Annotated in this window: 16 protein-coding genes; 9 read left to right on the top strand and 7 right to left on the bottom strand. The window is 73.6% G+C overall.

What is annotated here, in order from left to right:
• Positions 1 to 83 precede the first annotated feature (83 nt).
• Positions 84 to 659 carry a snapalysin family zinc-dependent metalloprotease gene (locus tag ACGFMK_RS46730; protein ID WP_392777794.1) on the bottom strand — a complete coding sequence of 192 codons (576 nt, stop codon included), beginning with the start codon at positions 657 to 659 and terminating at the stop codon, positions 84 to 86.
• A 250-nt stretch (positions 660 to 909) separates the two neighbouring features.
• Here ACGFMK_RS46730 and ACGFMK_RS46725 point away from each other — a divergent pair, with 250 nt between their 5' ends.
• The 6 genes from ACGFMK_RS46725 to ACGFMK_RS46700 all read left to right on the top strand — a co-directional run bounded on the left by ACGFMK_RS46725 (position 910) and on the right by ACGFMK_RS46700 (position 5,466).
• Positions 910 to 1,158, top strand: a complete 249-nt coding sequence (locus tag ACGFMK_RS46725; RefSeq protein WP_392777792.1) for a PLD nuclease N-terminal domain-containing protein — start codon at positions 910 to 912, stop codon at positions 1,156 to 1,158.
• Entirely contained in the window at positions 1,155 to 2,060 is a 906-nt protein-coding gene (locus ACGFMK_RS46720; RefSeq protein WP_392777789.1) for an ABC transporter ATP-binding protein, read from the top strand. Before ACGFMK_RS46725 ends, ACGFMK_RS46720 begins: the two co-directional genes overlap by 4 nt.
• Positions 2,057 to 2,740: a hypothetical protein gene (locus tag ACGFMK_RS46715; RefSeq protein ID WP_392777786.1), complete on the top strand. Its 684-nt coding sequence runs from the start codon at positions 2,057 to 2,059 to the stop codon at positions 2,738 to 2,740. Before ACGFMK_RS46720 ends, ACGFMK_RS46715 begins: the two co-directional genes overlap by 4 nt.
• Positions 2,741 to 2,765: 25 nt before the next feature.
• On the top strand, positions 2,766 to 3,896 hold the full coding sequence (locus ACGFMK_RS46710) for a sensor histidine kinase (protein WP_392777784.1): 1,131 nt from the start codon (positions 2,766 to 2,768) through the stop codon (positions 3,894 to 3,896).
• Positions 3,893 to 4,537: a response regulator gene (locus ACGFMK_RS46705; RefSeq protein WP_392777781.1), complete on the top strand. Its 645-nt coding sequence runs from the start codon at positions 3,893 to 3,895 to the stop codon at positions 4,535 to 4,537. The genes ACGFMK_RS46710 and ACGFMK_RS46705 overlap by 4 nt, the downstream gene beginning before the upstream one ends.
• A gap of 89 nt (positions 4,538 to 4,626) precedes the next feature.
• Positions 4,627 to 5,466: an alpha/beta hydrolase gene (locus ACGFMK_RS46700; protein WP_392777778.1), complete on the top strand. Its 840-nt coding sequence runs from the start codon at positions 4,627 to 4,629 to the stop codon at positions 5,464 to 5,466.
• Between the two features lie 340 nt (positions 5,467 to 5,806).
• On the opposite strand, the gene ACGFMK_RS46695 is transcribed toward ACGFMK_RS46700, so the two are convergent.
• The 4 genes from ACGFMK_RS46695 to ACGFMK_RS46680 all read right to left on the bottom strand — a co-directional run bounded on the left by ACGFMK_RS46695 (position 5,807) and on the right by ACGFMK_RS46680 (position 8,952).
• Positions 5,807 to 6,481: an SGNH/GDSL hydrolase family protein gene (locus ACGFMK_RS46695; protein WP_392777775.1), complete on the bottom strand. Its 675-nt coding sequence runs from the start codon at positions 6,479 to 6,481 to the stop codon at positions 5,807 to 5,809.
• 93 nt (positions 6,482 to 6,574) lie between these two features.
• A complete protein-coding gene (locus ACGFMK_RS46690) occupies positions 6,575 to 7,600 on the bottom strand; it encodes a ketoacyl-ACP synthase III family protein (protein ID WP_392777772.1) in 1,026 nt (341 codons plus the stop codon).
• Positions 7,587 to 7,889: a hypothetical protein gene (locus ACGFMK_RS46685; RefSeq protein WP_392777770.1), complete on the bottom strand. Its 303-nt coding sequence runs from the start codon at positions 7,887 to 7,889 to the stop codon at positions 7,587 to 7,589. The genes ACGFMK_RS46690 and ACGFMK_RS46685 overlap by 14 nt, the downstream gene beginning before the upstream one ends.
• A 328-nt stretch (positions 7,890 to 8,217) precedes the next feature.
• Positions 8,218 to 8,952: an SDR family NAD(P)-dependent oxidoreductase gene (locus tag ACGFMK_RS46680; protein ID WP_392777797.1), complete on the bottom strand. Its 735-nt coding sequence runs from the start codon at positions 8,950 to 8,952 to the stop codon at positions 8,218 to 8,220.
• 158 nt (positions 8,953 to 9,110) lie between these two features.
• Between ACGFMK_RS46680 and ACGFMK_RS46675 the strand changes: the two genes are divergently transcribed.
• Complete coding sequence (locus ACGFMK_RS46675; RefSeq protein ID WP_392777767.1) at positions 9,111 to 11,222, top strand: RICIN domain-containing protein; 2,112 nt, start codon at positions 9,111 to 9,113, stop codon at positions 11,220 to 11,222.
• Here the strand turns inward: ACGFMK_RS46675 and ACGFMK_RS46670 are convergent.
• Both ACGFMK_RS46670 and ACGFMK_RS46665 read right to left on the bottom strand, forming a co-directional pair.
• Positions 11,170 to 12,318: a sensor histidine kinase gene (locus ACGFMK_RS46670; RefSeq protein WP_392777765.1), complete on the bottom strand. Its 1,149-nt coding sequence runs from the start codon at positions 12,316 to 12,318 to the stop codon at positions 11,170 to 11,172. The genes ACGFMK_RS46675 and ACGFMK_RS46670 overlap by 53 nt on opposite strands.
• Positions 12,306 to 12,971 carry a response regulator transcription factor gene (locus ACGFMK_RS46665; protein ID WP_392777762.1) on the bottom strand — a complete coding sequence of 222 codons (666 nt, stop codon included), beginning with the start codon at positions 12,969 to 12,971 and terminating at the stop codon, positions 12,306 to 12,308. The genes ACGFMK_RS46670 and ACGFMK_RS46665 overlap by 13 nt, the downstream gene beginning before the upstream one ends.
• Before the next feature lie 116 nt (positions 12,972 to 13,087).
• On the opposite strand from ACGFMK_RS46665, the gene ACGFMK_RS46660 reads away from it, so the two are divergent.
• Positions 13,088 to 14,185 carry a serine hydrolase domain-containing protein gene (locus tag ACGFMK_RS46660; RefSeq protein ID WP_392777760.1) on the top strand — a complete coding sequence of 366 codons (1,098 nt, stop codon included), beginning with the start codon at positions 13,088 to 13,090 and terminating at the stop codon, positions 14,183 to 14,185.
• A complete protein-coding gene (locus ACGFMK_RS46655) occupies positions 14,182 to 15,321 on the top strand; it encodes a serine hydrolase domain-containing protein (RefSeq protein ID WP_392777759.1) in 1,140 nt (379 codons plus the stop codon). Before ACGFMK_RS46660 ends, ACGFMK_RS46655 begins: the two co-directional genes overlap by 4 nt.
• The last annotated feature ends 113 nt before the right edge of the window (positions 15,322 to 15,434 follow it).

Raw genomic sequence — 15,434 nt, 5'->3', positions numbered from 1 at the left:
TCCCCCGCGCGCGGGCCCGCGGTGCCCCCGGCGCCGGGGGGGGGGGGGGCGGCGGCCCCCGGCCCCCCGCGGGCCGGAGCCGGTCAGAAGGTGAGGACCGTGCCGTCCTCGTAGATCCGCTGCTCGGGCGCGTTGCTCTGCGCGCCGAAGCCGTTGGCCCACAGGGAGTTCACCCGGGAACGCTCGGTCGAGTTCGGGACCGCGACGCGGCAGGACGTGCCGGGGCCGCCACCGGACATCAGCTCGGAGCACGGGCCCGAGTAGTGGTCCGGCAGGCCGAGGGCGTGGCCGGTCTCGTGCGCGGTGATCCGGACCGGGTAGTACTGCTGGGCCTGGGTGTAGTCGATGAAGATGGTGCCGCTGCCGTGGCCGTTGGTCTGGGCGTACGAGCCGCGGGGGTCGTTGCCCTCGACGTAGCGCAGGCTGGCGCCGGAGGACCGCTCGACCAGCTTGACGTTGGTCACGCTGTTGTTCCAGTTCGCGGCACCCTGGTTGATCTGCGAACGGAACGACGGGGCGCCCGACGTGCTGTAGTAGACCGTGGTGACGGCGGCTTCCTGCTGGGTGGAGGCCGGTGCGGCGGTCGCGGTGCCCGCGGCGAGCGGGGTGAGGGCGATCGCGAGCGCGACAGCGCCGGTCAGGGCGAACTTCCTGGACATCGGAAGACTCCTCGTGGGGGACGGGGATTTGCCGGATTTGCGCGCGCTTGGGGAAATTTACCCCGCGGACACACACCGCCGGAGCCGACTTCCGTAGGGCTCGTGTTTTGGTGATTTCCCAACACTATCTGCGGGTTGACACGGGCTAGTACTTTCCGCCTATCCCGGCCGAGCCGAAGATCCGATGTGCCTCGGCGCTCGTGCGGCGATCGTGGAACGGACAGTCACCGATCCCGTGAGGAGAACCCCGATGAGTCCGCTCGCCGCCGCCGGAGACCACGCGACGACGTGGTCGTGGCTCGCGCTCGGCCTGACCGGCGCGGTCCTGCTGGCCTCCGTCGTGCTGTTCGTGTCCGCGCTCTTCAGCATCCTGGGCTCGCGGCTGACCGGGGGCATGAAGCTGGTGTGGGTCGTCTTCGCGTTCTGCGCGCCGTTCCTGGGCTGCCTGCTGTGGTTCGCCTTCGGCCGCCGCGACGCGGGTGAGCCGGTGCGGCGATGATCGTCGCGGAGGGGCTGACCCGGCGCTACCGCGGCGGCGCCGGCGTCGAGGACCTGTCGTTCACGGTGCGCCCGGGCGTCGTGACAGGGTTCCTGGGCCCGAACGGCGCCGGGAAGTCGACGACGATCCGGCTGATGCTCGGCCTGGAACGCGGCGCGGGCCGCACGACGTTCGGCGGCCGCCCGTACGCCCAGGTCACGGACCCACTGCGCGCGGTGGGCGTGCTCACCGACGCGGCCGCGCTCCACCCGGCCCGCACGGCCGCCGCGCACCTGCGGATGGTCGCCGCGGGTGGCGGGCTCCCGGCCCGGCGCGTCCGCGAGGTGCTGGCCACGGTCGGGCTGGAGTCCGTCGCGGGCCGGCCGGCGGGACGCTTCAGCCTGGGCATGAAGCAGCGGCTGGGCCTGGCGACGGCGTTGCTGGGTGACCCGCACTACCTGATCCTCGACGAGCCGGCCAACGGCCTGGACCCCGAGGGGGTGCGCTGGATCCGTGACCTGCTGCGCCGCCTGGCGGGGGAGGGCCGCACGGTCTTCGCGTCCTCGCACCTGCTGGCCGAGATGTCCCAGCTGGCCGACGACCTGATCGTCATCGGCGACGGCCGCCTGGTCTCGGCGGGTCCGCTGGACGAGTTCGTCGCCCGGCACGCGCACGCCGACGTCGTGGTGCGGACGGGTGGTGCGCCGGCGTTGATGGTCGCGCTGACCCGGGCCGGGTTGCGGGTCCGGCAGGAGGCCGAGGGCGAGCTGGCGGTGGACACCGCCGACACCGAGCGGGTGGCCGCGGTGGCCGCGAGGGCGGGCATCGGGGTGCGGGAGCTGTTCGTCCGCCGCAGCGGCCTGGAGGACGCTTTCCTCGCCGCGACCGCCGCCGCGGTCCGGCACCGGGGGGAGTCGTCGTGAAGAACGCCTTGGCCTACGAATGGATCCGCGCCCGGTCGCTGCGGTCGACCTGGCTGCTCCTGCTCGCCGCCGGGGTGCTGCAGTTCGTGTCCGGCCTGTACTGGGGGCTCAAGCGCGACCTCGGCGACCTCGACGCGTTCACCTCGTCGTTCGGCTTGGTCGCCCGGCTGGGGGCGCTGCTCGTCGCCGCGGTCGGGGTCGCCGCGTTCGGGCTCGACCATCAGCACGGGACCCTCGCCACCACGCGGCTCGTGCTGCGCTCGCCTGCCCGGATCGTCGCCGCGCGGGCCCTGGTCACCGGCGGCCTGGGGCTGCTCGGCGGGCTGCTGATGGTGGTGCTCGCCGCGGCCGGGGTGCTGGCTGGGGGAGGGGTCCTGCCCGCCGACGCGGGGGCGGCGGGCCGGGCCGTCTCGGCGGTGCTGCTGCTGACCGTCCTTTCCGGACTCGCCGGCGTCGCGCTCGGCGGGCTGCTCCGGCACACCGCGGCCGCCATCGGCGTGTTCGCCGTCTGGACGCTGGTCGCGGAGACCGCGCTGGCCGCGCTGGTGAAGGTGCCGACGACCGCGCTGCCGTTCAGCGGGACCGCCCTGCTGAGCATGCCGGGACCGGTGGTCTTCGCGGCCCTGACCGCCGTCGCGCTGACGGCGACCGGATTCACCCTGGCACGCCGTGCCGGGTGAGCGGGCGCGCCCTAACCTGGTCCCGATGCGATGGCTCACGTGGTGGGACGGCCGGGTCGTGCTGCTCGCCCTCGACGTCGCGGTGGCGGCGGCCGTGATCGTCGTCAGCCTGGCCGGCGGCGACCCGCGGGACCCGCACCCCGCGCTCTACCTCCCGGCGGTGATCCTCTCCGCCCTCGTGCTGCTCGCCCGCCGCCGGTGGCCGTTCCCGGTGCTGCTCGTCGCCGTCGGCTGCCTCTTCGCGGGCGTGACGTTGCTGCCGATGACCATCGCCCTGTACTCGGTCGCGGCCCGGCACGGCGTCAGCGTCCTGACCGGCCTCGCGATGGTCGGCACCGTGCTCGGCGGGCGCGTCCTGCGGGTCGTGACGGAGCCGGCGAACCTGCTGGCCGCCGTGGTCGCGCTGGGCATGTTCTCCGTCGGGCCGGTGCTCGCCGGGCTCTGGATGCACCAGCGCGCGAGGCTGCTGGCCGTGCTGCGGGAGCGGGCCGACGAGGCCGAGCGCACCCGCACGCTGCTCGCCGACCAGGCCGTCTTCGCCGAGCGGCGGCGGATCGCGCGCGAGATGCACGACGTCGTCGCCCACCGGGTGACGGCCGTCGCGCTGCAGGCCGGCGCGCTGTCGCTGCGGGCGCCGGACGAGCAGACCGAGCAGGCCGCCGAGACGATCCGCGCCGTCAGCGCCACCGCGCTGGAGGAGCTGCGGGGCATCCTGCAGGTGCTGCGCGACGACGCCCCGGACGCGGCCGGTCCCGGCGCGGGACTGCTCGCGTCACTCGAGGACCTGGTCGAAGAGGTCACCGCGACCGGCGCCCGGGTCGAGCTGAAGCTGCCGGACCCGCTGCCCGCGGTGCCGGACCAGGTCGGCCGCGCCGCCTACCGCGTCGTGCAGGAATCCCTGACCAACGCGGGAAAACACGCGCCGCACGCCGCCGTCGACGTCCGGCTGGCCACCGACGGCGGCCGGCTCGCGGTCGAGGTGACCAACCGGCTCACCCCGCGCCACACCGGCGTCCCGGGATCCGGCTACGGCCTGGTCGGCATGCGCGAGCGCGTCGAACTGGCCGGCGGCGAACTGCGGACCGGCCCGACCGGTGACGGCCGGTTCCGGGTGCTGGCCGCATTCCCGGTGTTCCCGGTACAGGAGGCGAAGTGACGGTCAAGGTCGTGCTGCTGGAGGACGAGGAGCTGGTCCGCAGCGGCATCCGGATGATCCTCGAGTCGGCGGGGGACGTCGAGGTCGTCGCGGAGGACACCAACGGGGTGCGGGCGGTCGAGCTGACCGACCGGTACCGCCCGGACGTCGTGCTCACCGACGTCCAGATGCCGAAGGTCGACGGCATCGAGGTGGTCCGCCGGCTGGCCGGGCACCCGGCGGCGCCCGCGGTGGTCGTGCTGACGACGTTCGACGTCGACGAGTACGTCTACGCCGCGCTGCGCCACGGCGCGGCCGGGTTTTTGCTCAAGGACACCCCGCCGCGCGAGCTGGTCACGGCGGTGCGGGTGGCGGCCCGCGGCGAGGCGATACTGTCGCCGAAGATCACCAAGCGGCTGCTGACGGACTTCGCGACCGGCGGCGCGGGGGAGCAGGCGCGGGGCAGGCTGGCCGCGCTGACCCCGCGCGAGCACGACGTCGCGGTGCAGATCGGCCGCGGCCTGAGCAACGGCGAGATCGCGAAGGCGCTTGCGGTCAGCGAGTCGACCGTGAAAGTCCACATCGGACACATCATGGCGAAGCTGGAGGCGGCGAACCGGACCCAGGTGGCGATCCTCGTCCACGACGCCGGCCTCGGCTGAGCGGCGTCGTCCGGTTCCCGCCCCACCACTACCCGGACTTCGGCAAGATCTGACACCGTCCGCCGCGGCGCCGGTTCCGAATCCCGGGTATGAGACTCCGGGACCGGCTCGCGGCGATGGTCATGCACGGCACCGCGCGGTGGACCGTGCGCTACGGCGACAACCTGCGCTTCGCCGGGGGCGACCTCCCGGCGCCCGAGGTGGTGCGGGTCCCGACCCGGCACGGCCCGGTGCGGGTGCACGTCTACCGCCCCGATCTCCGGTCCGGCGGCGCGTACGTCCACTTCCACGGCGGTGCCTGGCTGATGCGGTACCCGGAGATGGACGACTGGTGGTGCCGGTACGTCGCCGCCACGGCCGGGGTGACGGTGTACAACGTCGATTACCGCTGCGGTCCCTACGTCGCGTTCCCGGTGGCGCAGCACCAGTGTTTCGACGTCGCTTCCCGCATCACCGCGGACCGGGTGGCCGTCGGCGGGTTCTCGTCCGGCGGCGGGCTCGCGGCGGCGGTCTGCCTGCAGGCGCGCGACGCGGGCGGGTGGCGACCGCGGCTGCAGGTGCTGGGCGTGCCCGCGCTGGACCTCGCCACCGACCCGGACCCGGCGGCGGGCGGGATGCTCTCGCCCGGCCTGCGCGACCTGGTCCGCCGGGTGTACTTCCCGGACCCGGCGACGCGGCGGCACCCGTACGCCTCCCCGCTGCTGGCCGGCGACCTCACCGGGCTGCCGCGCGCGGTGGTCCTGACCGCCGAGCGCGACGCCCTGCGCGCCGACGGCGAGAACTACGTCTCCCGGCTCCGCGCGGCGGGCGTCGAGGTGCTGCACGACCGGACACCGGGGGTGGACCACTACTTCCTGACCGAGGACCCGGAGCGGGCCCGCACCACGATGGCGCTGGTGGCCGCGGAAATCGCCCGCGCGGTCGCTTGATCCCGATCGCGGCCGGACCGCGCGGGCCGGCCTCGCCCAGCCTGGTGGGGCAACGCGTTCACCGCGTTGCTCCGCAGTGGCGCCGGTCGGCTGGCCGGGTCGCTGGTCCCGCGCCCGGCGCCGCGCGCGCCCGCACCACGATGGCCCTGGTGGCCGGGGGAAATCGCCCGCGCGGGTCGCCTGATCCCGATCGCGGCCGGTCCGCACCGCCCGGACTGGTCGCGCCCAGCCCGGTCGAGCAGTGCCGCAGGCTGGCTGGGGCCGCTGGTCCCGCGCCCTTCGCCGCCCGAACCGGCGACGCGAAGCTCCCGGGGCTGCCGCGCCCCGGGCGACCCGGACCCTAGTCCCGCGCCCGGCGGGCCAGGCAGGCGCGGACCGGTCCCTCGAAGATCCCCGCGATCCGGACGTACCCCACGTCGTTGGGGTGGAACCAGTCGCTGGCGAGGCTGCCGCGCAGGGGGCCCAGTGCCGGACCCCGCATGTCGGCCACCTCGATGCGGCCGCGACCGCCCGCCTCGTCGAGCAACGCGTTCACCGCGCGGGCCTCGGCGTTGCCCTGCGGCAGGGTCGCGACCACCGAACGCCCCGGCGGGAGGCGGTCCAGCAGGGTCGCGAACCGGGCGGGGACGTCGCGGCGGCGGGCCGGGGTGAGCATGTCGTTCGCGCCGACCAGCACGGTCACCAGCGTCGGCGCCTCGGGCAGGTGCGGCAGCTGGTCGTCGAGGACGTCCTGGATCCGGGCGCCCGACGCCGACAGGTTGAGGATCGCGAACGGCCGGCCGAGGCGGGCGTTCAGGCGCGGGACCCAGCCGCCGTCGACGTCGTTCGCGCCGATGCCCTGGGTCATCGAGTCGCCCAGGGCGACCCACAGCGGGCGGCCCGACGCGAGCGCCAGGCGGTTGCCCGCGGCCCACGTCCGTGCGAACGGTTCCTTCTGCGCGCGGACCCGGCCGATGCCGGGCACCAGCACTGCGGAGACGTCGAGCAGGCGGCTCGACCACGTCCGTCGCGGCACGGGCAGGTCCCTTCGTGAAGCGGTTTCCCGGGATTCGGCGCCGGGCTCGCCCCGGATGGGGTGGCCTCGGCCACCCCATCCGGTCTATCCGGTCTACGCGAGTTCGAGGACGACCGCCGTCCACGTCATGCCCACGCCGATGCCCAGCAGCAGCACCGTGTCGCCCGGACCGGCGTCGCCGCTCGCCAGCAGGTGCTCGAGCGCCACGACCTGGTCGCTCGCGCCGAGGTGCCCCACTCGCAGGCCGAACTCCGTCATCGTGCGGTCTTCGGTGATCCCGAGCGGGCGCAGGATCTGCGTCTCCACCAGGCGCCTGCCGTAGTGCGGCGCGCAGATCTTCGTGATCTCCGGCAGGTCGACCCCGGCGTCGGAAAGCGCTGTCTTCACGACCGTGGTGACGGCGTCGCCGTTGCGGGTGGCGACGTGCGCCGGCCCGCCCTGGCGGCTGAGCCACTGGCGCTTGCGGCGGCGGATGTCGATGCCGCGGTGGGCGGCGACGCTCGCCTGCCGGAACGGTTCGTCCCCGCGCTGCAGGCCTTCCAGCGACGGGTCGGTGTACGACGCGATGGCCCGGATCCGGGCCAGGCCCGGCCGCCGGGTCAGCACCACGGCGCTGCCCGCGTCGCCGTAGACGATCCCGATGTCCGTGCTCCAGTGCGGGAACCCGGGCGCGCCGAACCGGTCGCCCGCGGTGATGAGCGCGGCGTGGTGGTCCGGGCGCCCGCGCAGCACGCTGGCCGCGAGGTCGATCCCGGCGACCAGGCTGTTGCTCATCGCGCCCAGCTCCAGCGTCAGGCCCGGCCCGGCGCCGACGCCGAGCTGGTCGCGCACGTACGACGCGGCGTGCCAGAAGTCGATGCCGGAGTGGTAGATCCCGGCGTGCAGGCACAGCGTCGGCCACACCGGTTCGCCGGTGGTGGCCCGCGCCTGCTGGAGTGCCTGGCGCCCGGCCCGGACGGCCAGCTCCGGGCCCGGCCGTTCGGCGACCGCGGTGGACAGCTGCCCGGTGCGGGCGGCGTCGTCGTGGGTGAACTCCCCGGCCGCGATCGGCGCCGAGACCGGGATCAGCGCGCCGACGTCACAGCCGATCCCGTTGAGGTACAGGTCATCGAGCAGCATCGGGGGTCACCTCCCGGCGGGCGAGCACGGCTTCGATCTCGGACAGGGTGTCGTCGACGTGCAGTGGGGGAGCGGAAACGCACCCGGCCGCGGCCAGCTCGGCGGCGACGGCTTCGGCGGTACCGCGGGTGAACCGGTGGAACCCGGCGAAGCGGGCCTGCTCGGTGCCCGGAACGGCGATGGCCAGGTGCGCCCAGCCCGTTTCGCGGTCCCAGCGCACGATCAGCCGGGTGGTCCCGGTGGCCGGACGGGTGTCACGAAGCACCTGCGTCAACGTCGTGGCGGTCAAGGAACTTCCTTTCGGCACGGCGAAGCAGCGCGCGCCGAGGGGACGCGTGCTGCCTGAGGGGTGGCGCGGACCGCGTCGTCGGGGCCCGCGAGGAACGCCGCGAAACGTACCGCGATGATCTTCGCGCGCCAGGCACCCCCGGATACAGACAGTGATCACGGCGACTGATAAGGACGATCAACCATGCGTTTTCCCGAATATAGCTCGGTTTCCCACTCAGTGGATCATGAGGTTCTTTCGCGTGGTTGTCACCCAGTGTGACCGGCATTCAAGTTGCACCGGCCCGCGAGGCCGGTGATGATCACGTCTGTGGTGCGCCCTCCGGCCATCACCACGTCGGCCGGGCCGAGACGCCGCCGTCGACGACGAGGTCGTGGCCGGTGATCCAGGAAGCCAAGGGGGAAGCCAGGAAGACGCACGCGTTCGCGACGTCCTCGGGGGTGCCCAGTCGTCCCAGGGGAGCGGCGCGGCGCCAGCGCTCGACGCCTTCGGGCCAGTCCATGCCGGGACGGTCGATCAGCCCGGGCGACACGGTGTTGACGCGGATCCCGCGCGGGCCGTACTCCAGGGCGGCGCCCCGCGCGTGCATCACCAGGGCCGCCTTGGCCGCGCTGTAGTGGACGTGCCCGGGCGCGGGCTGCTTCGCTTCGATCGACGCGATGTGCGTGACACTCCCGCCCTCGCCCATCAGCCGGGCCGCCGCCTGGGTGCAGGAGAATGCGCTCGTGAGGGTGGCGTCCAGCATGGCGCGCCACCGCTCGACGGGCAGGCCGTCGAGGTTCTCCACCGGCTGCACGCCGGCGTTGTTGACGAGCGCGTCGAGCCGGCCGCCCCATTCCGCGACGGCATCCAGCATCGCGTGACAGGCGTCGTCGTCGGTGAGGTCGGCAGCGAACGCCCGGGCCCGGTCGCCGAGCGCGGCCACGAGGTCGTCGGCCGCGCCGGGGCGCCGGTGGTGCACGGCCACGGCGCTGCCGGCCTCGGCGAACCGGAGCGCGATTCCGCGGCCGATGGTGCCGGACGCGCCGGTGACGCAGGTGACCGTGCCGGACAGGTCGGGCAGGCCGCGGGTCGCGTGGTCGCTCGTCACCCTTCGATCGTAGGGGACGGTCGAATGAGCAAACATGCTCACAACGGCTCTTGACAGATCAGAAAACGACACAGAAGCTGTTCGATATTGTTCGATCGCTCGCTCAGGTCCCCGAGGAGACGACCGTGGTCATGTCATCACTCAGTGCTTCACTCGCTGCCGCGGCGCTCGTCGCGGCAGCGGGTGCCGCCGCCCCGCCGGCCGGCGCGGCCGCCGCCTACACCGTCACCGTCGGGTCCACCGGCACGTACGCGTACCCGACCGACACCCCGGCCGGCGCGTTCCTCGACAAGGACGGCACGTTCTACTTCCAGCAGTCGGCCGCCCTCTACGGCGCGGACGGCCCGCGCGAGTGGGAGTTCTACACCGGCGCCGACTTCGACTCGGCCACCAAGTCGAGCGCGCTGAGCAACGCCGTGAACCCGGCGGAGCCCCGGGACAAGAACAACGACACCACCTGGCGCTGCAACACGAGCCCGACCGGCAAGGAAGCGACCGATCCGCCGGCCGGGTCGGGCTACACGCAGAAGAACTTCTGCGACCTGGTCGGCACCTGGGTCGACCCGGACACCGGGGCCTGGTACGGCCTGGTGCACAACGAGTTCACGCCCGAGCCGTTCGGCGCGTACTCGTTCTCGCACTACGACGCGATCGACTGGGCCGTCTCGACCGACCAGGGCCGCACCTGGAGCATCAAGGGCCACGCGATCACGTCGCCCTACAGCACGAAACGCGGCGACACCGCGGCGTTCCCGAACCAGACCTTCGACTACGGCGACGGCGACCCGCGGCTGTTCGCCGACCCGGTGTCGGGCTACTTCTACGTCTACTACGGCTCGCGGATCGTCCCGAAGGCCGGCGCGGGCGGCGGCATGGTCGGGCTGGCGCACGTCGCCCGCTCGCCGATGTCGGCCAAGATGGCGACCGGCTCGTGGCAGAAGTGGTACGACGGCCAGTGGACGCAGCCCGGCGTCGGCGGCAAGGAAAGCAACATGGTGCCCACCGGCACCACCGCGACCGGCTACACCCCGCCGTCCGACGACTACGACCCCGCGAACACCGGCAACGTCGACCAGCAGGTCGCGGCCGGGCAGCTGCCGCCGAAGTCCGACCTGTTCGTCATGAACATCGCCTACGACGCGCACCTCGGCCGCTACATCGGCGAGCCCGAGGTGGTCACCGGCACCGCGCCGCAGAAGTTCTACGTCACCGACGACCTGGCCACGCAGAAGTGGCGCCTGATCGGCGACTCCGGCGCCTACCAGTCCGGCTCCTGGTACCGCTGGTTCGCCGACGACGCGAACAAGACGAGTTCCACGATCGTCGGCAAGACGTTCCGGTCGTACTGCTCGATCGCGTGCGCGTCTTCCGACGGCGAGTACGCGAACATCACGGTCACCGGCACGGCCGCCGCGCCGCCGGTCGACCCGGCGAGGACCTACCGCATCGGCAGCGGTGCCGGCCGTGTCCTCGCCCAGGTTTCGGGCAGTTCCGCGACGACGTCGACGACCGCTGCCTCGGACCTCGCCGCGTGGACGTTCACCGCGACCGGCGACGGCGCCTACCGGATCACCAACGCGGCCACCGGCCAGGCCCTCGGCGTGCCGACGTCACCCGCGAACCGCGCCTGGGGCACCAAGCCGGTCGTGACGGCGGGGTCGTCCGTCGGGCAGCAGTGGTTCGCCGTCCCGGCCCAGGGCGGCGGGTTCCGGCTGGTCAACCGGTACAGCGGGCTGGTGCTCAGCCTGTCGGCCGCGGCCGACACCACGCCGCTGCGCGCCTGGACCGGCGGCAACCGGACCGCGGCCGAGCAGACGCTGACCTTCACCGCGACCGGGACGTCCACTGTGGACGGCACGCACACGCTGACCGCGTCCGGCAAGGCCCTGGACGTCCCGGCGCACTCGACGACGGCGGGCACGGCCCTGGTGACGTGGACGCCGAACGGCGGCGCCAACCAGAAGTGGGTCTTCACCCACCAGGCCGACGGCAGCTACCGCGTCGCGAACGCGGAGTCGGGCCTGTGCCTGGACGTCGCCGACGGCTCCACGGCCGCCGGGGCGAAGGTCATCCAGTGGACCTGCACGGGCGGCGCCAACCAGCGCTGGCTGGTCGGCCCTGGCTACACGCTCAAGGCGCAGCACAGCGGCCTGGTGCTGACCACGGCGTCCACAGTGGACGGCGCCGCGGTCACCCAGCAGGCCGACACGGGGACGGCGCTGCAGCGCTGGGCGCTCGGCTGAGCCGCACCGTCACCTCCAGGCCGCCGCCGGGCCGGGGCACCACGGCCAGCTGGCCCTCGTGCGCCTCGACGATCGCGCGCACGATGGACAGCCCCAGCCCGGCGCCGCGGTCGCCCTCGGTGCGGGCGGGAGTGCCCCGGACGAACGGCTCCAGCCACCGGCCCGTTTCCTCCGGGGTGACGGCCCGGCCGCTGTTCCCGACCCGCAGGAACGCCTCCGTGGCCGTGGACCCGGTGGTCACCTCGACGTGACCACCGGGGTGGTTGTGGCGCACGGCGTTGTCGGCGAGGTTCGCGACCAGGCGTTCGAGCAGGACGACCTGGCCGCGGACCGGCGCCGGCGCCAGCTCGGCGCGGGTCGTGAGCGGCACCCCGTCGAACATCCTGGTCGCCACCTCCGCGAGATCCACGACGGCCGGTTCGCCGCCGGGGGACTGGCTGCGGGCGAGGGCGAGCAGGCCGTCGATCGTCCGCCGGCTGTGCTCGACCGCGACGCCGACATCGGCGGCCATCTCCAGGAGCTCGGCCCGGGTCGGCTCGCCGTCGAGCGTCACTTCGATCGCCGTGCGCATCGTCGTGAGCGGGGTGCGGAGCTCGTGCGCGGCGTTGGCCGTGAACATCCGCTGGCCGGCCAGGACGCGGTCGCGGTCGGCGATGCCGCGCTGGAGGCGGTCGAGCATCCCGTTGATCGTGTGGGCCAGCGCGGCCAGCTCGTCGGCGGGCGGGGTGACCGGGACGCGCTCGCCGATGTTCTCCGCCGAAAGACGCTCGGCGGTGGTGGCGATGGCGCGGATCGGGCGCAGGATCCGCCCGGCGACCAGCCACCCGAGGAGCGCGGCGAGGACGGCCACCACGATCAGGGCGATCGCGGCCTGGCTCAGCAGCGCCGACAGGGCGGTCTCGGCCAGCTGGTCCGGGCCGGGCATGGCCGGCAGCGGGGGCCCGGTGGGGCCCGGCGTCGTGATCCGCACGACCAGCCGGTGGCCCAGGTTCTGCCGCACGAGCAGGTAGGTCAACGCGGTCAGGGTGATCCCGGCGGCCACGACCAGTCCGGTGTGGACGATCGTGAGCCTGCTGCGGGCGCTCAGGCGGTGCACGACGCGATCCGGTAGCCGGCCCCGGTCACCGTTTCGATGAGTGGTGGGTCACCGAGCTTGCGGCGCAGGGTGCCGACGGTGATCCGTACCGCGTTGGTCAGCGGGTCCGCGTGCTCGTCCCACACCTTGTCCAGCAACGTCTCCGCGCTGACCAGGGCACCGCCGGCGGACAGGAGCTGTTCCAGCACACCGAACTCCTTGGGCGTCAGGTGCAGGGGCCGCCCCGCGCGTTCGGTCGTGCGCCGGGCGGGATCGAGGACGACGCCGGCCGCGCGCAGCACCGGCGGGCGCGCCGGGGCGCTGCGCCGGGACAGGGCGCCCACCCGGGCGACCAGCTCGGAGAACGCGAACGGCTTGCCCAGGTAGTCGTCGGCGCCGAGGCCGAGCCCGGCGACGCGGTCTTCGACGGCGTCGGCCGCGGTCAGCATCAGGACCCGGGCCGTGCCCCGCTCGGCCAGCCGCCGGCACACCGTGTCGCCGTGCACCACCGGCAGATCCCGGTCCAGCACCACCACGTCATACGGCGTGACGTCGCACTTCTCCAGCGCTTCGCCGCCGTCGAACGCGACGTCGACGGCGAAGCCGTGCTTGCGCAGCCCGGCCGCCACGTACCCGGCCAGCGACCGTTCGTCCTCCACCAGCAGCACCCGCACGCGCTCAGTATCGGGGCCGCCACCTATGGATTTCGTATGGCCGCGAGATCGCCGTTCCCTACGCTCCACCCGGTAGACCTTCGCCTTGCCCACCCCATGGCGAAAGGCGTTCGGACATGACCACAACCGCGCTCGGGCCCGACGGCGAGCTCGACCGCTTCGTCGCCGGCCTGGCGGCGAAGGACGAGTTCTCGGGCTCGCTGCTGCTGACCTGCCGGGGCCGGCCGGTGCTGGTCCGCTCGTACGGCATGGCCGACCGGGCCCGGTCGGTGCGGAACGGGCCGGACACGGCGTTCGCGCTGGCTTCGGTGACCAAGCTGGCCACCGCCGTGGCGATCGCGCAGCTGGCCCAGCGCAACAAGCTGGCCTACACCGACCCCCTCGCCGCGTACCTCGACGGCTTCCCGGCCGGGGTGACGGTCCACCACCTGCTCACCCACACCGCGGGCTTCGGCGACTACCACCAGGAACCCGGGTACGTCGCGGCGGCGGCCGGCTGGACGAGCGCGGCCGAGGTGATGGACGGGATCACCGCGTTCATCCGGCGGTCGGCACCGCTGTTCCCGCCCGGTGCGGGGTACTCCTACAGCAACTCCGGCTACCACCTGCTCGGCATGATCGTGGCGAAGGTGTCGGGCCTGGCCTACCACGACTACGTCCGGCGGAACGTCTTCGCGGCGGCGGGCATGCGCGGGTCGGGTTTCTTCACCAAGCCGCAGTGGCGCACCGCCCCCCGGATCGCCCACCCCTACCGGCGCGACCCGGCGACCGGTCAGTGGACCGACACCGTCGAGGAGTTCGAGTTCATCGGCACCCCGGCCGGTGAGGCGTTCGCCACGTCCGCGGACCTCGAGCGGTTCGCGCGGGCCCTGTGGCAGCACGGGTTCCTCGACCGTGGGCACACCGAGCTGACCCTGAGCGGGAAGCTGGAGCTGCCCCGGCAGCAGCCACCGCCGGGCAGCCCGCCCCTGCCCCCGCCGACCGGGACGCCACCGCAGGCCGTCTTCCAGTGTTACGGCCCGATCGGCACGCTGCTGGGCGGCCACTGGTCGTTCGCGCACGGCGGCGGCAACTCGGCGGGCGTGTCGACGTCGGTCGAGCTCCACCCCGCGCTCGGCTGGGTCGCGGTGTTCCTCAGCAACTACGCGGGCCAGGCGGTCCTGCAGATCTCCGACCTCGCCCGCCGCCTGATCACGACGGAAGGACAGCGATGACGAACCAGGGCCTGCCGAGGCGGTCGGCGCTCGTGGTGCTGGGCGGGATTCCGCTCGCGCTGGCGGTCGCGGGACGCGCGACGGCGAGCGAGACGACCGCGAGGGATCTCCCGCCGGGCGGCGCGTTCGACCGGTTCGTCGCCGGAGAGGCGGCGCGGGACCGGTTCTCCGGCACGGTCCTGCTCGCGCACCACGACCACCCGGCGCTGGTGCGCGCCTACGGCATGGCCGACCGGAGCCGGTCGATCCCCAACCGGCCGGAAACCGTCTTCGCGCTCGGGTCGATCACCAAGTGCTTCACCGGGCTGGCGGTCGCGCAGCTCGCCGCCCGGGGCGCGCTGCGATTCGGTGACGAGCTGAGCCGGTTCCTCGACGGCTTCCCGGCCGGGGTGACCGTGCACCACCTGCTCACCCACACCTCCGGCGTCGGCAGGCCGCCGCTCGGGACCACGCCGGTGCCCGGGTCCACTGTGGACGAGGTGTTCGACGGCACGCTGGCCGCGATCCGCGCGACCCCGCCGCGGTTCGCGCCCGGCACCCGGTACGCCTACAGCAACGACGGGTTCTGGATCCTCGGCGCGATCGTGGCGAAGGTGTCCGGGCAGTCCTATTTCGACTACGTCCGCGAGCACGTCTTCGCCCCGGCTGGCATGACGTCCGCGGACTTCTTGACCAAGCCGCGGGTCCTCGCCGACCCGGCGGTGGCGCGGCCGTACTGGACCCAGCCGGGTGGCGGCCGGATCGACTTCACGAGCACGCCGCACTTCGAGTTCGTCCGCGGCCCCGACGCGGGCGCGTACGCCACGGCGGCTGACCTGCTCCGCTTCGACATCGCACTCCGCGCCGGGACGCTGCTGGACCCGGCGTTCGCCGACCTGCTCACCGGCGGCAAGGTGCCGGTGCCACCGGACGGGAAGCCGCCGATGGCGAAGCAGTGGTTCACCGGCTACGGCTTCGAGCACTACGTCGTGGGCGACCGGCGCGCCTACGGCCACCCGGGCGGCGGCCCGGGAATGGCGACGAACTTCGACAGCCACCCGGAGGCGGGCTGGGTGGCGGTGATCCTCGGCAACTACGACACGAGCATCGACCCGATCGTCACCCGGTCACGGGAGTTCGCCAGGCCGGGGTTGTGACGTTTTAAAACTCATTAACCACTCGTTCAAACACCACACAGTCGCCGGCCGTCACCCCGCTCTGGCGTACAGCACCCCCTGCCGGGCCCCGGCCGGGGGCAGCGGACACCACC

It is taken from the genome of Amycolatopsis sp. NPDC049252, assembly GCF_043197175.1.
Taxonomy (GTDB): Bacteria; Actinomycetota; Actinomycetes; order Mycobacteriales; family Pseudonocardiaceae; genus Amycolatopsis.
Note: the sequence above shows the minus strand (reverse complement) of the source record. Positions and strands in the feature narration are given on the sequence as shown.

Excerpts from the sequence above, each read along its gene's own strand:
- ACGFMK_RS46730 (WP_392777794.1), bottom strand. The coding sequence starts at position 659 with ATGTCCAGGAAGTTCGCCCTGACCGGCGCTGTCGCGCTCGCGATCGCC.
- ACGFMK_RS46725 (WP_392777792.1), top strand. The coding sequence starts at position 910 with ATGAGTCCGCTCGCCGCCGCCGGAGACCACGCGACGACGTGGTCGTGG.
- ACGFMK_RS46720 (WP_392777789.1), top strand. The coding sequence starts at position 1,155 with ATGATCGTCGCGGAGGGGCTGACCCGGCGCTACCGCGGCGGCGCCGGC.
- ACGFMK_RS46710 (WP_392777784.1), top strand. The coding sequence starts at position 2,766 with ATGCGATGGCTCACGTGGTGGGACGGCCGGGTCGTGCTGCTCGCCCTC.
- ACGFMK_RS46700 (WP_392777778.1), top strand. The coding sequence starts at position 4,627 with ATGAGACTCCGGGACCGGCTCGCGGCGATGGTCATGCACGGCACCGCG.
- ACGFMK_RS46690 (WP_392777772.1), bottom strand. The coding sequence starts at position 7,600 with ATGCTGCTCGATGACCTGTACCTCAACGGGATCGGCTGTGACGTCGGC.
- ACGFMK_RS46675 (WP_392777767.1), top strand. The coding sequence starts at position 9,111 with ATGTCATCACTCAGTGCTTCACTCGCTGCCGCGGCGCTCGTCGCGGCA.
- ACGFMK_RS46660 (WP_392777760.1), top strand. The coding sequence starts at position 13,088 with ATGACCACAACCGCGCTCGGGCCCGACGGCGAGCTCGACCGCTTCGTC.
- ACGFMK_RS46655 (WP_392777759.1), top strand. The coding sequence starts at position 14,182 with ATGACGAACCAGGGCCTGCCGAGGCGGTCGGCGCTCGTGGTGCTGGGC.